Origin of the sequence: Blautia sp. BCRC 81119 (assembly GCF_003184505.1) — a bacterium.
Taxonomy (GTDB): domain Bacteria; phylum Bacillota; class Clostridia; order Lachnospirales; family Lachnospiraceae; genus Blautia_A; species Blautia_A fusiformis.
The window spans coordinates 93,832-108,324 of the sequence record NZ_QJHD01000007.1 but is presented as its reverse complement, the minus strand read 5'-3'; the positions used below and the strand labels follow the sequence as shown (position 1 = coordinate 108,324).

Sequence of the window (14,493 nt, the reverse complement as noted above, 5' to 3'; positions counted from 1 at the left end):
TTACAAACGAACAATAATATCACCGGTGGAAAATCTGCCGGATATAAAAAGGAGAATGAAGATTATGAACAACATGCCAGAAGTTAAGATCGGAATCGTTGCAGTCAGCAGAGATTGTTTTCCGGAAAGCCTTTCCGTAAACAGGAGAAAAGCTCTTGTAGAAGCTTACACAAAGAAATACGATGCAAAGGATATCTACGAATGTCCGGTCTGTATCGTAGAGAGTGAGATCCATATGGTCCAGGCTCTGGAGGATATCAAAAAAGCAGGCTGTAACGCACTCTGTGTATATCTTGGAAACTTCGGACCGGAGATTTCTGAGACCCTTCTTGCAAAGCATTTCGAGGGACCGAAGATGTTTATCGCAGCAGCTGAGGAAACACAGGATAATCTCTGCCAGGGACGTGGAGATGCTTACTGCGGTATGCTGAATGCAAGCTACAACCTGCAGCTTCGTAATGTAAAAGCCTATATTCCGGAGTATCCGGTAGGTGATGCAGAGGACTGCGCGGATATGATCCATGAATTCCTTCCTATCGCAAGAGCGATCGAGGGATTGAGCAACCTGAAGATCATCAGCTTCGGACCGCGTCCTACAAACTTCCTTGCCTGCAATGCACCGATCAAACAGCTTTACAACCTTGGCGTTGAGATCGAGGAGAACTCAGAGCTGGATCTTTTCGAGGCATTCAACAAGCATGAAGGTGATGAAAGGATCCCGGCGATCGTAAAAGAGATGGAAGAAGAGCTTGGTGCGGGAAACAAGAAACCTGAGATCCTTCCGAAGCTTGCACAGTACGAGCTGACTCTGAAGGATTGGGTAAGAGATCACAAAGGATATCGTAAATATGTAACACTGACAGGAAAATGCTGGCCTGCATTCCAGACACAGTTTGGATTTGTTCCATGTTATGTAAACAGTCGTCTGACAGCACAGGGCATTCCGGTATCCTGTGAGGTTGATATCTATGGTACATTAAGTGAGTTTATCGGACAGGTAGTAAGTGATGATATCGTTACACTTCTTGATATCAATAACTCCGTTCCGAAGGATATGTACAAAGAATCTATCGAAGGAAAATTCAACTATACACTTCAGGATACCTTTATGGGATTCCATTGTGGAAACACAGCATCCAGCAAGCTGTCCTTCTGTGAGATGAAATATCAGATGATCATGGCAAGATCCCTTCCAATCGAGGTTACAAACGGAACTCTTGAGGGAGATATCAAGCCTGGAGATATCACCTTCTATCGTCTGCAGAGTACAGCGGACAACAAGCTTCGTGCATATATCGCACACGGCGAGGTTCTTCCGGTTGCAACACGTTCCTTCGGTGCTATCGGTGTATTTGCAATTCCGGAGATGGGACGTTTCTACCGTCACGTGCTGATCGAGGGAGGATTCCCGCATCACGGTGCTGTAGCATTCGGACATCACGGAAAAGCTCTCTTCGAGGTGTTCAAATACATTGGTGTACCGGTTGAAGAGATCGGTTACAATCAGCCGGCAGGCGTGAGATATCCGACAGAGAATCCTTGGAGATAATTAAAACAGGCAGGTAAGATCATCCGTACGTGCTGCCTGATACAAGCAAGTCTCCACTCGCTGCTTATTGCTTTTCGTAACCCCGCAGGGGACTTTCTTGATTTGGTTAAATACGATTCAGAAACCGCGGGCTCTCAGGCGTGCAGGCGCTGCGAACTGAGAGCTGCGGTTTCTGTATTTACAGGAGGAAAAATTACTATGTATTATATTGGCGTTGATCTTGGAACTTCCGCTGTAAAGCTTCTTCTTATGGAAGGATCCGGAAAGATCTGCAACATCGTATCAAAAGAATATCCGCTGTTCTTCCCCCATCCGGGCTGGTCTGAGCAGAATCCGGAGGACTGGTTCGCCCAGAGCATGGAAGGGATCAAAGAGCTCACAGAAGGGATTGACCGCAAAGAAGTAGCAGGAATCGGTTTTGGCGGTCAGATGCACGGTCTTGTAACTCTGGATAAAGATGACAATGTGATCCGTCCGGCGATTCTCTGGAATGACGGCCGTACCGGTGAGGAGACGGAATATCTTAATACGGTTATCGGAAAGGAAAAACTTTCTCAGTATACCGCAAACATTGCATTTGCAGGCTTCACTGCACCAAAGATACTCTGGATGCAGAAGCATGAGCCTGAGAATTTTAAAAAAGTGGTAAAGATCATGCTTCCGAAGGATTATCTTGCCTATCGCTTAAGCGGATCCTTCTGCACAGATGTATCCGATGCTTCCGGTATGCTTCTTCTGGATGTGAAGAACCGCTGTTGGTCAAAGGAAATGCTTGAGATCTGCCATATCACAGAGGAACAGCTTCCGAAGCTGTACGAGAGCTGGCAGGTAGTCGGAAACCTGAAAGCGGAAGTTGCAAAAGAGCTTGGCTTCTCAGAAGATGTGAAGGTTGTAGCAGGTGCAGGCGACAATGCTGCGGCAGCTGTCGGAACAGGAACGGTTGGCGATGGCCAGTGCAACATTTCCCTTGGAACATCCGGTACGATCTTTATTTCCAGCAAAGATTTCGGAGTGGATGAAAACAATGCACTGCATTCCTTTGACCATGCAGATGGAAGCTATCATCTGATGGGATGCATGTTAAGCGCTGCTTCCTGCAACAAATGGTGGTCAGAGGAGATCCTTAAGACAAAGGATTTTGTGGCAGAGCAGGCACCGATCCAAAAGCTTGGCGAGAATCAGGTATTCTTCCTTCCATATCTGATGGGAGAGAGATCTCCGCATAACAACCCGGATGCAAGAGGCGTATTTTTCGGAATGTCCATGGATACCACGAGAGCAGATATGACACAGGCTGTTCTGGAGGGAGTTGCTTTCGGACTTCGAGATTCCCTTGAGGTTGCAAGAAGCCTCGGGATCCATATTGAGCGCACCAAGATCTGCGGCGGCGGAGCTAAGAGCCCTCTCTGGAAAAAGATCATTGCAAATGTGATGAACCTGAAGGTGGATGTGCCGGAGAATGAGGAAGGCCCGTCCATGGGCGGTGCAATGCTGGCAGCAGTAGGCTGCGGCGAATACCCGGATGTAGAAACGATCTGTAATAAGCTGGTCAGGGTAGTAGATACGGTAGAACCGGAACCGGAGCTGGTTGCAAAATATGAAGAAAAATACCGGAAATTCCGCAAACTGTATCCGGCAATGAAAGAGTTGTTCAGATAACAGCCATTTTCACGGATAAATATTGTTCTGCTTCATAGGTATGGAGCACTGAACGGTTAAAGATCAGGAGCATGTCACAGCTCCTGATTTTTTCTGTACTGTCTTGGTGTACAGCCCTTGATTTTCGTAAAGACCTTTGTGTAATAATTAGAGTCCGAAAAACCGGACAGCAGTCCTGATTCTGTGATAGAACAGGAAGGATTTTCCAGATATTCCAGGCTGCGTTCAATGCGGTATTCCTGGATGTATCCGAAGAGTGTGATATTCATGCATTTTTTGAAAAGCCGGCTGCATTCGCTGGGACTTAAGTGGATCAGGTCTGCAACATCATTCAGGAGAATCTTTTCAGAGTAGTGTTCTGCGATATAGGACATGATCTGACGGATGCGGCGGTAGTTTTCTTCATCCTGACCGGATGGAAGAGTTGTCCGGGAGATCGTATTTTCATACAAGATCTTCCAGAAGTGCTGCAGTCTGGCGATGATCTCAAATTCATACATGGGTTCCCGGATACTGTCCAGGTCGATGATGTCACGGATATCTTTTATGGCCTCGGAATGCCATTTACAGGATAGATCAAGCGGTACAGCGGACAGGGAAAAGCTTCGGAGGATCGGTTCTGTATATTTCTGAAAAAGAAGGCTTCCCGAAAATCCGTAGATCAGTTTGGGGTCAAAGGTTATGGGGATATACTGACAGTCCTGATCCTGATACATATATCCGGCATGAAGGGCATTGGCATTGCCAAAGATTGCCTGTCCCTCTTTCAGGTGAAAGGTATTCTGATTGATCTTGTAGAGCATTTCGCCCTTTTCGATATAGGTAAGCTCGATCTCCGGATGCCAGTGCCACAGAAAGGAACCGGTCTCATAGCCGGAAAGCCGCTCGTAGCTTACCAGGAATGGGAAGGAGCTGTCTCCGTGTTTTTTCAGTTCTTTTCCGGCGGGATCTGTGATGATCTGCAAGGTGTTACCTCCTTCCTTCTGTGCGCGGATCCTGAAGTGTATATCTGCTTTTCATAGTGGAATTTATTTTATCAGAAAAGGCAGAAAATGCAAAGGGATATTCCGGGATCACCACAAAATAATACGGTTTTTACACAAAATTGTTATGGACAGAAAAGACGGGACTGTTATAATAAAAGTACATGAAGCGTTACTATTCACTGGTGATATTCTGCGCATTGCGAAGTGTGTTGCTGAGAACGGAGTGAACAGTAACCATGAAGCGTGACAGAGCGGAAGATTTTTTCAGGTTCTTCCGGATCTGGGGTGTAAACTATATAACAGGAGGAAGAAAAAATGGGAACAATTAAAATTCCGGCAGCAGAAGTGCTGAAAAAAATCTATGGAGAGACAGAGGAGAGTAGCGCCCGTTATACCAATCTTGCTGTGAATTTCGAGAAGAAATATCATCATGACAAGGCAGAGTTTTTTACTGCTCCGGGCCGTACGGAGATCATTGGCAACCATGTTGATCATAACGGCGGTCAGATCATTGCGGCAAGTATCGATCTGGATACCATCGGTGCTGCTTATCCAAACGGAACCAATGTGATCCATATGATCAGTGAGGGTTACAAACAGGAAGTAGTTGTTGATCTTGACAAGCTCAGCACAGAAACCTATACAAAAGGTACAGATGCTCTTGTTGCAGGTATTATGGAGTATATGCAGAAAAAAGGCTATGCTACCGGTGGATTTGACGCTTATGTTTCCACCAAGGTTATTGCCGCTGCAGGTGTAAGCTCTTCTGCTTCCTTTGAGATGCTTGTATGTGCGATCACCAATTATTTCTTTAATGAAGGTAAGCTGGAGTATGGCGAGTATGCGAGAGCAGGTCAGTATGCTGAGAATGTTTACTGGAAAAAGGCTTCCGGTCTGATGGACCAGATGGCTTGTGCTGCCGGCGGCCCGATCCTTCTGGATTTCTCTGATAAAGAGAATATCAGCTGTGAGAAGATCGCATTTTCCTTTGAGGATATGGGCTGCAGACTTGTGATCGTAAATACCGGTAAGGGCCATGCAGATCTCAGTGAGGAATATTCCTCTATTCCTATGGAGATGCGTGAGGCTGCGAAGGCTATGGGCGTAGAGCTTCTCTGTGAGTCCAATATGGAGAATCTTCTGGCACATGTGAAGGATATTCCGAATGACCGTGCTGTTCTTCGTGCGATGCATTTTTATGAAGAGAACAGACGTGTTGCAGATGCTGTGAAGGCTGTTGAGAATAAAGACGGTGAGGGATTCCTGCGTCTTCTTGAGGAGTCCGGTAATTCTTCCTGGGAGTGGCTGCAGAACTGTTATTCTCTGCAGAATTGCAAGGAGCAGAAGATCACGTTGAGTCTGGCGCTTACCAAGCTGTTTCTGAATAAGATCGGTGCTGGTATCTGCAGAGTTCATGGTGGTGGTTTTGCAGGAGTTATCATGTGCGTGCTTCCGATCGAGAACGCAGATGCGTATGTGGACTATATGGCTCAGTATGTTGGAAGGGAAAATGTCTATCCGATGAATATCAGGAGTACAGGGGCTGTTCATGTTGAGTGATTTTTGATGGCATAACGAACGTCATGGAGGGCGATTCGTTTCCGAATGCGGCTTTGGCGGCATCCGGAAATGAACCGCCCTTTGCGCTGTACTATGATTTTTTATTTTTTAATCAAAATTTTATGATTTGTTTCTGATTTAAATTTATGGGTTATGGTATAATGAGAAAAATTTTAAGAGAGTAATAAAAAAGAATTTGCAGAAGTTTTCAAGGTGAGGTTTCTGGAGTTGTTTTGAGTTTTGTTTTTTCATTATATTTCATAAGAAAGGTTTGACATATTTATGAGCAGAAGAGAGTTTCTTGAGGTTTTACGGGGGCAGCTGTCCGGACAGATGACCCAGGGGAGAGCTGCGGCTCATGTGCGGTATTATGAGGATTACATTCAGTCTCAGGTCCGGAACGGTCGAAGTGAATCAGATGTTCTGGCAGAACTGGGGGATCCCAGGCTGATCGCCAAGACTTTGATCGATACAGATGACAGTGCAGCTGTTTATGATGAGTCTGGTTATTCTGAAGAGAGCTATGGTGCAGATGATTATGCGGATAATGGGACGGAGAGCAGTGCCGGAAAGGCAAGAAGCTTTAAACTGGATCTGAGCACATGGTATGGAAAGGCAATCGTGATCGCTATTGCAGCGTTAATTGTGATACTTTTAACAACTGTTTTGGTGGCAGTTGCTCCATTTTTGATAATTTTTGGTATAGTTTTGTATTTAATATCCTGGTACAGGAAGAAAAAAGTATAAGTGTTCCACAATAGCTGTGAATTAAAGACAATTTCCGCGTAATGAAATGGATTGCTTGTGAAAAAAGTATTTATAAGATTTGCATAAAAAATATGTGTTTGGTCTTGATTTATAGTGGATTTTACTGTATAATCTGGGTTAACAAGTTGAGATTGTGTCTGTTTTGTATAAAAACAGATGATGCCATTGAGAAGAGAGAACGGCAGAAGATATACATCGAAGGATGTGTTATTTTCTGCCGATTTTTTTATCTGTTTTTTATGGAAGGTGATCAGAATGGATTGCCTTATTGGGGTACGATAAATTGTATAAAATAGATAAAAAAATAATTATTATCAAATAATAATTGTCTAAAACAAATAAAGAAATATTGAAAAATAGGGAAATAACTGTTGATTATATGCAAGGAATATGTTATCATTTGGTAAAAAGTTGGTAAAGATAACAAATGCGCAAATACAAAGGAGGGTAGTGAGAGGGCATTTTTGACAGCAGAACGTAAATGAGAGTTTTGCTTAATGTATTGGGGTAATTGCTGGAAGATATAACGGAAATGTTTTTCAGCAGAATGTGTAATGAGCAACATGATCAGCACTGTCAGGAGGACAGAGATATCGTGATGATGCAGCTGATCGGTAGTACGTAAATTTATGAAAAGCAGGTGATATACAATGAAAAGTAAAAAATCTTTTTTCAGGACAGTGGAGCCTTATCTCTATCTGGTTCCTGTAATGATCCTTTTTATACTGTTTGTATTCTGGCCGTTCGTTAAGACGATCCAGCTGAGCTTTGCCAGAACCACACCTCTTGGTCAGGTGGCACAGTATGTAGGACTTGACAACTATACGAATATTTTTACAGATGGAACGTTCCTTAACAGTTTGGTGACAACACTGAAATTTTCTGTTATGCGAGTTATCCTTTCTATTGTGCTCGGTTTTATACTGGCGATCATCAGTACAGAGAAGATCAGGGCAAAGGGATTTTTCCGTACTGTATATGCACTTCCGATGGCTATTTCCGCAGCAGCGGCATCTGTAGTGTTCATGTTTATTTTCCACAGCTCTCTGGGTATCCTGAACAGGGCTCTCGGAACTCATATCGGATGGCTGACAGATAAGAAATATGCACTGATCGCAGTTACGATCGTTAGTGTATGGATGGCGATCGGTATGAATTTCATTTACCTTACTGCAGCGATCCAGAGTGTACCGGCTGAGCTTTATGAGAGCGTTGCCCTGGATGGAGCGAATTTCTTCCAGAAGCACCGTCATGTAACGATTCCGTCAATCTCTCCGACACTGTTCTTCCTTCTCATCATCAATGTCATCAACTCCGTACAGGCATACGCAGAGTTCAAGATGATGACCCAGGGCGGACCGGCAGAGAGTACCAACGTTATCGTGTATGAGATTTACCAGGAGGCATTTATCAACAGCCGTTTCGGTGTGGCCTGTTCAGAATCCGTAATTCTGTTTGTTATTTTGATCATCCTGACTGCACTGCAGTTTAGACTGGAAAAGAAGGTGACCTACTGATGAAAGAAAAACCATATGTAAAAGTGGCGATGTATGCGCTGAATATTATTTTTGCAATTATTATTATTGTTCCTGTTATCTACTGTTTCAATGTTAGTATGATGGATCTGAAGGAGATCTACGGCGGAAAGTTCTGGCCGTCCCATCTGACTATCGAGAACTACACAAGAGCATTTCAGCTTGCACCGTTCTTTACCTTCATTAAGAACTCACTGATCGTATCCGGTGTTATCACATTTGCTCAGGTCGTTACAGGTGCTCTTGCAGCATATGCTTTTGCAATGATGGAGTTCAAAGGCAAAAAGGTCCTGTTCTATATTATGCTGGCAACCATGATGATCCCGAGCCAGGCGATCATCATCGCAAACTACCTGACTATTGCTGACTGGGGTATCCGTAATACATACGCAGCGCTGATCCTTCCTAATGCAGCAGCAGCTTTTGCGGTATTCAACATGCGTCAGGCATTCCTGACACTGCCGAAGGAGATCCATGAGGCGGCAGAGATTGACGGATGTACAAATTTCAAGTTCTTATATACCATCGGTGTTCCGCTTATCAAACCATCACTGGGTGCTCTGATCATCTATGTATTCCTTCAGAGCTGGAACTACTATCTGTGGCCACTGCTTGTAACAGACAGTGTAAATATGAGAACGGTTCAGATCGGTCTTGGTATGCTTCAGGGGGCTGAGGCAACAGACTTCCGACCGGTTATGGCTGGTGCTATGGTTATCCTGATTCCGTCGATCCTTGTATTTATCATTGGTCAGAAGCAGATGATCAGTGGTCTGACAGCAGGTGCTGTTAAGGGTTGATCCAATCACATAAGAGCAAGTAGCAAAAATGTTAATTTGTCCGACCTGTATTGGGGCGGGTCGGACCATTATAAAAGGAGGGTTTCTATATGAACAACAAAAAATGGATGGCGATTCTTTTAGGAGGAATCATGGCTGCATCTCTGGCAGCTCCGTGCTCAGTAAGTGCAGCTGAGAAAACAACACTTACATTCTGGCATGCAATGGGCGGCACAAACGGTGAGGTGCTTCAGCAGATCGTGGATGATTTCAACGCATCCCAGGATGAGATCGAGGTTAAAGCTGAGTATCAGGGAACCTATGATGATACCATCACAAAACTGAAAGCTGCTATGCAGAGTGACTCCGGTCTTCCGGATGTTTGCCAGATGTATGACGTAGGAACAAAGTTCATGTATGACAGTGGTGCTGTCATTCCTGTAGAAGACAAATTTGAAAGCACAGGCTATGATAAGAGCTCTGTTATGGGGGTTATCAGCAGTTACTATACCGTAGACGGCAAGCAGTATTCAATGCCATTTAACGTATCCACACCTATGCTGTATTACAACAAAGACGTATTTGAGGCAGCAGGACTTGATCCTGAAACTCCGCCGACAACTTATGATGAGGTTCTTGAGGATGCCAAGAAGATCGTAGAGAGCGGAGCAGCTCCGGTTGGTTATTCACAGGCTATTTACGGATGGTTCTTTGAGCAGCAGCTTGCAGGACTTGGCGTAACATACGGAAACAATGACAATGGACGTACAGAGGCAGTTACAGCTGTTGATTTTGATTCCAACGGCGGTGGCCTAAAAGTATTTGATATGTGGAAAAAGCTGTATGATTCCGGATGCTTCGAAGATTACGGAACAACAACAGCAGATACTCAGACAGCATTCTTCTCCGGACAGGTTGGTATGATCATCGAGTCTACTGCTATCCTGAAAAATGCAGTTGATTCTTCTCCGTTCGAAGTTGGTACAGGATATCTTCCGAGAATCGAGCAGAATGATGAAGGCGGTGTTATCATCGGTGGTGGATCCCTGTGGCTTACAGATACAGGCAACGAAGCTAACGAAGATGCAGCATGGAAATTCATCGAGTACATCACAACTCCTGATGTACAGGCTAAATGGTCCATGGGTACAGGATACTTTGCGATCAACGAGAAAGCTTATGAGACAGAGGATATGAAGGCTTACCTCAAAGAAAACCCGAACTTCGAGACAGCTATCAACCAGCTGAAGGATTCTCCTGTAAACTGCAATACAGCAGGTGTTCTCTCAGGTGTACAGACAGAAGCCCGTCTTACATTCAACGAGATCATGCCGCAGGTATATGATGGCAAGCTTACAACTCAGGACGCTGTTGATCAGCTTGCAGCTTCTGTAAACAAAGCGATCGAGAACTATAACGAGTCTATTAAATAATCAGAATGCCCTCTGATCAGTAGATAGAGCAACAGATAGGGATACCGCCGCCGGGCGCCGGTATCCCTGCTGTTTTACATGCTGTGAGACTACAGATCATGTATATCCGGGGTATAGGATCATATGAAAAACTGCGTAGTGAGACGGACGGAGTGAGTCCGGCTGACTAGACAGCTTTCGAATGGAGTGAGTGTGGCCTGCGGCGTTCGTGCAAGGCAAAATGAAGTGATGCGCGATTGGCGTTATCACCGGCAGAAAATAATGTTACAACAGGAAAGGAGCAAATTTATGGGCGGAATTCTCGGAGCATGTAATGCAATATCGGATTATTTGCACACTTTAAATATGGGATCGACGCTGTTTCGGCTGATTCTTGCGATGTTTCTTGGATGTCTGATCGGTATTGATCGTGGAATGAAGAAGCGTGTGGCAGGTGTAAAAACACATATGATCGTCTGTATGGGGGCAACTCTGGTTATGATGACGGGCGATTTTATCCATGTATATTCTAATGGGGCAGGAATCGGAGATACTGCACGACTTGGCGCACAGGTTGTCAGCGGGATTGGTTTTCTTGGAGTGGGAACTATCATTGTGACCGGACAGAGACATGTATCCGGTCTTACGACAGCAGCCAGTCTTTGGACTTCTGCGTGTATCGGACTTGCTGTGGGAATCGGCTTTTACAGCGGTGCGATCTTTACCACGCTGGGGCTTATTCTGGTGTTCAAATATGCGAAATATATAGAGGTTTATGTGGAAGAGCATTCCAATACCTATGACGTATATATGGAGTTTGAAAATGAAGACAAGATGAGTATGGTCATAAAGAAGCTCCGGGAAGAGGACATCATGATCTCCAACGTAGTTATCATCAAAAAGAGATCCAAAACACAGAGTGTGGTGATCCAGGCAACAATGGAGGCTGCCAAATGGAAAGCACGCCATACTGTATTTCGTGAGGTAAGACAGCAGGAAGGAGTTATTTCTGTGGAGGAAATATGATCGGGAATCGGGAATACAATGAAACTTATCATGTTTTTGAGAAAGTTAAGAGCATGTTAAAGAAAAAACGATGTATTTTACGAAAAATGCACTTGAAATATGAAGAATAGTCTGATACAATGAATACAAAGTGAAGAAGGAATCTGATTCAGCTTGCTGAATACAGAGAATGCCATTGAGAACAGAGACCGGCATGAAGACACATGGATAAGTGTGTTTTTATGCCGGCTATTTTTATGCGCAAATGTTAATGTTTCAAAAGGATTACAAGGGTTACAAAGGGTTACGGCATAAAAATAATGGCATATTCACTTGAAAGATTGCTGTTCGTAAGCAGTACTCCTCGCAGAATATATACCTGCGGACGGCAATGCTTGTGTTGCAACGGATATTCTGCTGTTTCCGGCGCAGAGAAAGCCGGGGACAGTTCAGAAGATCCGCAAACAGGAAAGGAGAAACAGATCTATGTATGATGTGATCATTATCGGAGCAGGAGTTTCCGGAGCGGCAGCGGCGAGAGAGCTTTCAAGATATCGGCTGAAAATCTGCGTTCTGGAGCGAGAAGAGGATGTATGCTGTGGAACTTCCAAGGCAAACAGCGGAATCGCTCATTCCGGTTATGATGCAGAACCGGGAAGCCTTATGGCGGAACTGAATGTGAAGGGCAGCAATATGATGGGACAGCTTTCGAAGGAACTGGATTTTCCTTTTAAACAGACTGGTTCACTGACTGTCTGTACAACTGAGAATGGAATCGCCATGCTGCATAAGCTGCGTGAAAGAGGACTGAAAAACGGAGTAGAGGGACTGAGGATCCTTGACAGAGAAGAGGCACTTGCCATGGAGCCGAATCTGTCTGATCAGGTGCTGGCAGCGCTGTATGCACCGACAGCCGGAATTGTCTGTCCCTTTGAGCTGAACATTGCAATGGCAGAGAATGCATATAACAATGGTGTGGAATTTAAATTTGACACAGAAGTAAAGAACATCCGGAAACAGGAAAAAGGTTTTGTTGTGGAAACCTCAAAGGGTGATCTTGAGACAGGCTGTATCGTCAATGCTGCCGGGATCTATGCGGATGTTTTTCATAATATGGTAAGTGAGAAAAAACTGCATATCACTCCTCGTAAGGGTGAGTATATGCTTCTTGATAAAAGTGCAGGAATACATGTGAATCATACGATCTTTGCACTTCCAAATAAGAACGGAAAAGGAGTTCTGGTAACACAGACTGTTCACGGTAATCTTCTGATCGGGCCTACAGCTACGGATTTGGAGGATCGGGAGGAAACAGCGACTACATCAGAGGGGATGGAGGAAGTAAGTGCCAAATCCCGGAAAACAGTAAAGGATATTCCGATGCGAAAGGTGATCACAAGCTTTGCAGGGCTTCGAGCTATCGAGGACGGTATGGATTTTGTGATCGAAGAGGTGGAGGATGCTCCTGGATTTATCGATTGTGCAGGAATCGCATCCCCGGGACTTACCAGCTCACCGGCCATTGGCTGTATGGTTGCTGACATCGTAAAAGAAAAATTACATCCGGAAGTAAATCCGGATTTTGATCCGGTGAGAAAAGGGATCCTGGATCCGTCAGAGCTTTCTCTGGAAGAAAGAAATGAGCTGATCAAAAGATCACCGGAATATGGAAATATCATCTGCAGATGTGAGATGATCTCTGAGGGAGAGATCCTGGATGCGATCCGAAGACCGCTTGGAGCGAAATCCCTGGACGGAGTAAAACGTCGTACAAGAGCAGGAATGGGAAGATGTCAGTCAGGCTTCTGCTCTCCCAGAACAATGGAAATCCTCAGCCGAGAGCTTGGCATTTCCATGGAGGAGATCACAAAAACAGGCGGAGCTTCCAGACTGATCGAAGGAATCAACAAGAAAATTGCAGAGGAGGGCGAGAACCATGAATGATAAGATTATGGTGAAGAGAGATATCGTGATCATAGGCGGAGGCCCTGCAGGACTGGCAGCAGCCCTGGCTGCAAAGAAAGAGGGAGCAGAGAGTATCCTGATCCTGGAACGTGATAAGGAACTGGGCGGGATCCTGAATCAGTGTATCCATAATGGATTTGGCCTTCATACATTTCAGGAGGAGCTGACAGGACCGGAATATGCGGCACGTTTTATCCGGATGGTAAAAGAGCAGCAGATCGAGTACCGGCTGAACACCATGGTCATGGATATCAGCCAGGATAAGGTGATCACTGCCATGAGCCGCCAGGAGGGAATGTATCAGATCCGGGCAAAAGCTGTGATCCTTGCCATGGGCTGCAGAGAGAGACCGCGAGGTGCACTGAACATTCCGGGATATCGACCGGCAGGCATTTATTCAGCAGGAACAGCACAGCGCCTTGTAAACATGGAAGGATTTATGCCGGGAAAAAAAGTAGTGATCCTGGGATCCGGTGATATCGGACTGATCATGGCTAGACGTATGACGCTGGAAGGTGCAGAGGTTAAGGCAGTGGCAGAATTGATGCCATATTCCGGAGGCCTGAAGCGAAATATCGTGCAGTGCCTGGATGACTTTGGAATCCCGTTGAAGCTTAGCCATACAGTGGTTGACATAAAAGGAAAAGAACGTGTGGAAGGAATCACTCTTGCAGAGGTAGACGAAAACAGACGCCCGATTCCCGGTACAGAGGAATTTTTTGAATGCGATACGCTTCTTCTTTCTGTTGGTCTGATCCCAGAGAATGAGCTTTCCGGACAGGCAGGTGTGAAGCTGAGCAATGTGACTTCCGGACCGGTGGTAAACGAAAGTCTGGAGACAAATGTAGAAGGTATTTTTGCCTGCGGAAATGTTCTTCATGTTCACGATCTGGTGGATTTTGTTTCGGAGGAAGCCGGCAATGCAGGAAGAAATGCGGCTCTTTATATAAACAACAATGGAGAGGATAAAATACCGGAAGAGATGAAGATCACACTTTCGCCCCAAAACGGAGTCCGCTATACAGTGCCGTCTGAGATCCGTACCGGTCATATGGCGGAGGAGCAGCTGGTCCGCTTCCGTGTGGGAAATGTATATAAAAATTGTTACATCCGTGCATATCTGGATGGAGAACGGATCTTTTCCAGAAAAAAACAGGTGGCAGCACCCGGAGAGATGGAACAGATCAAATTGAAAAAAGAGCAGCTTCTTTCCATTCTGGAAGGAAAACAGAAACAGGATAAACATGAACTTGTGATCCAGGTGGAGGAGTGATG

Annotated in this window: 11 protein-coding genes; 10 read left to right on the top strand and 1 reads right to left on the bottom strand. The window is 45.1% G+C overall.

The genetic code is table 11. The annotated features are described in order from the left end of the window. The first annotated feature begins 64 nt into the window (after positions 1 to 64). Complete coding sequence (locus DMI82_RS06155) at positions 65 to 1,549, top strand: L-fucose/L-arabinose isomerase family protein (protein ID WP_110102823.1); 1,485 nt, start codon at positions 65 to 67, stop codon at positions 1,547 to 1,549. A 198-nt stretch (positions 1,550 to 1,747) separates the two neighbouring features. After that, on the top strand, positions 1,748 to 3,208 hold the full coding sequence (gene xylB / locus DMI82_RS06150) for a xylulokinase (protein WP_059086154.1): 1,461 nt from the start codon (positions 1,748 to 1,750) through the stop codon (positions 3,206 to 3,208). 74 nt (positions 3,209 to 3,282) lie between these two features. Here the strand turns inward: xylB and DMI82_RS06145 are convergent, their stop codons facing one another. Continuing rightward, a complete protein-coding gene (locus tag DMI82_RS06145; RefSeq protein WP_110102822.1) occupies positions 3,283 to 4,173 on the bottom strand; it encodes an AraC family transcriptional regulator in 891 nt (296 codons plus the stop codon). A 345-nt stretch (positions 4,174 to 4,518) separates the two neighbouring features. Between DMI82_RS06145 and DMI82_RS06135 the strand changes: the two genes are divergently transcribed. From DMI82_RS06135 to DMI82_RS06100, 8 genes are all read left to right on the top strand, one after another. After that, a complete protein-coding gene (locus tag DMI82_RS06135) occupies positions 4,519 to 5,754 on the top strand; it encodes a galactokinase (RefSeq protein WP_431833222.1) in 1,236 nt (411 codons plus the stop codon). Between the two features lie 282 nt (positions 5,755 to 6,036). Beyond that, positions 6,037 to 6,501, top strand: coding sequence for a DUF1700 domain-containing protein (locus DMI82_RS06130; protein ID WP_022426942.1), 465 nt, complete (start codon positions 6,037 to 6,039; stop codon positions 6,499 to 6,501). 671 nt (positions 6,502 to 7,172) lie between these two features. Beyond that, positions 7,173 to 8,039 (top strand): carbohydrate ABC transporter permease, encoded by an 867-nt coding sequence (locus DMI82_RS06125; protein WP_022426943.1) that lies wholly within the window; start codon positions 7,173 to 7,175, stop codon positions 8,037 to 8,039. After that, on the top strand, positions 8,039 to 8,857 hold the full coding sequence (locus DMI82_RS06120) for a carbohydrate ABC transporter permease (RefSeq protein WP_021651865.1): 819 nt from the start codon (positions 8,039 to 8,041) through the stop codon (positions 8,855 to 8,857). Before DMI82_RS06125 ends, DMI82_RS06120 begins: the two co-directional genes overlap by 1 nt. An 89-nt stretch (positions 8,858 to 8,946) precedes the next feature. Then, entirely contained in the window at positions 8,947 to 10,269 is a 1,323-nt protein-coding gene (locus DMI82_RS06115; protein ID WP_110102820.1) for an ABC transporter substrate-binding protein, read from the top strand. Between the two features lie 288 nt (positions 10,270 to 10,557). Then, positions 10,558 to 11,274, top strand: coding sequence for an MgtC/SapB family protein (locus DMI82_RS06110; RefSeq protein WP_022426944.1), 717 nt, complete (start codon positions 10,558 to 10,560; stop codon positions 11,272 to 11,274). Positions 11,275 to 11,739: 465 nt separating this feature from the next. Next, complete coding sequence (locus DMI82_RS06105; RefSeq protein WP_110102818.1) at positions 11,740 to 13,197, top strand: NAD(P)/FAD-dependent oxidoreductase; 1,458 nt, start codon at positions 11,740 to 11,742, stop codon at positions 13,195 to 13,197. 7 nt (positions 13,198 to 13,204) lie between these two features. Further along, positions 13,205 to 14,491 (top strand): NAD(P)/FAD-dependent oxidoreductase, encoded by a 1,287-nt coding sequence (locus DMI82_RS06100; protein ID WP_059086922.1) that lies wholly within the window; start codon positions 13,205 to 13,207, stop codon positions 14,489 to 14,491. Positions 14,492 to 14,493: the final 2 nt, after the last annotated feature.

What these genes read in the sequence shown, in the direction of transcription:
- DMI82_RS06155 (WP_110102823.1), top strand. Translation starts at nt 65, where the DNA reads ATGAACAACATGCCAGAAGTTAAGATCGGAATCGTTGCAGTCAGCAGA.
- xylB (WP_059086154.1), top strand. Translation starts at nt 1,748, where the DNA reads ATGTATTATATTGGCGTTGATCTTGGAACTTCCGCTGTAAAGCTTCTT.
- DMI82_RS06130 (WP_022426942.1), top strand. Translation starts at nt 6,037, where the DNA reads ATGAGCAGAAGAGAGTTTCTTGAGGTTTTACGGGGGCAGCTGTCCGGA.
- DMI82_RS06125 (WP_022426943.1), top strand. Translation starts at nt 7,173, where the DNA reads ATGAAAAGTAAAAAATCTTTTTTCAGGACAGTGGAGCCTTATCTCTAT.
- DMI82_RS06120 (WP_021651865.1), top strand. Translation starts at nt 8,039, where the DNA reads ATGAAAGAAAAACCATATGTAAAAGTGGCGATGTATGCGCTGAATATT.
- DMI82_RS06115 (WP_110102820.1), top strand. Translation starts at nt 8,947, where the DNA reads ATGAACAACAAAAAATGGATGGCGATTCTTTTAGGAGGAATCATGGCT.
- DMI82_RS06110 (WP_022426944.1), top strand. Translation starts at nt 10,558, where the DNA reads ATGGGCGGAATTCTCGGAGCATGTAATGCAATATCGGATTATTTGCAC.
- DMI82_RS06105 (WP_110102818.1), top strand. Translation starts at nt 11,740, where the DNA reads ATGTATGATGTGATCATTATCGGAGCAGGAGTTTCCGGAGCGGCAGCG.
- DMI82_RS06100 (WP_059086922.1), top strand. Translation starts at nt 13,205, where the DNA reads ATGGTGAAGAGAGATATCGTGATCATAGGCGGAGGCCCTGCAGGACTG.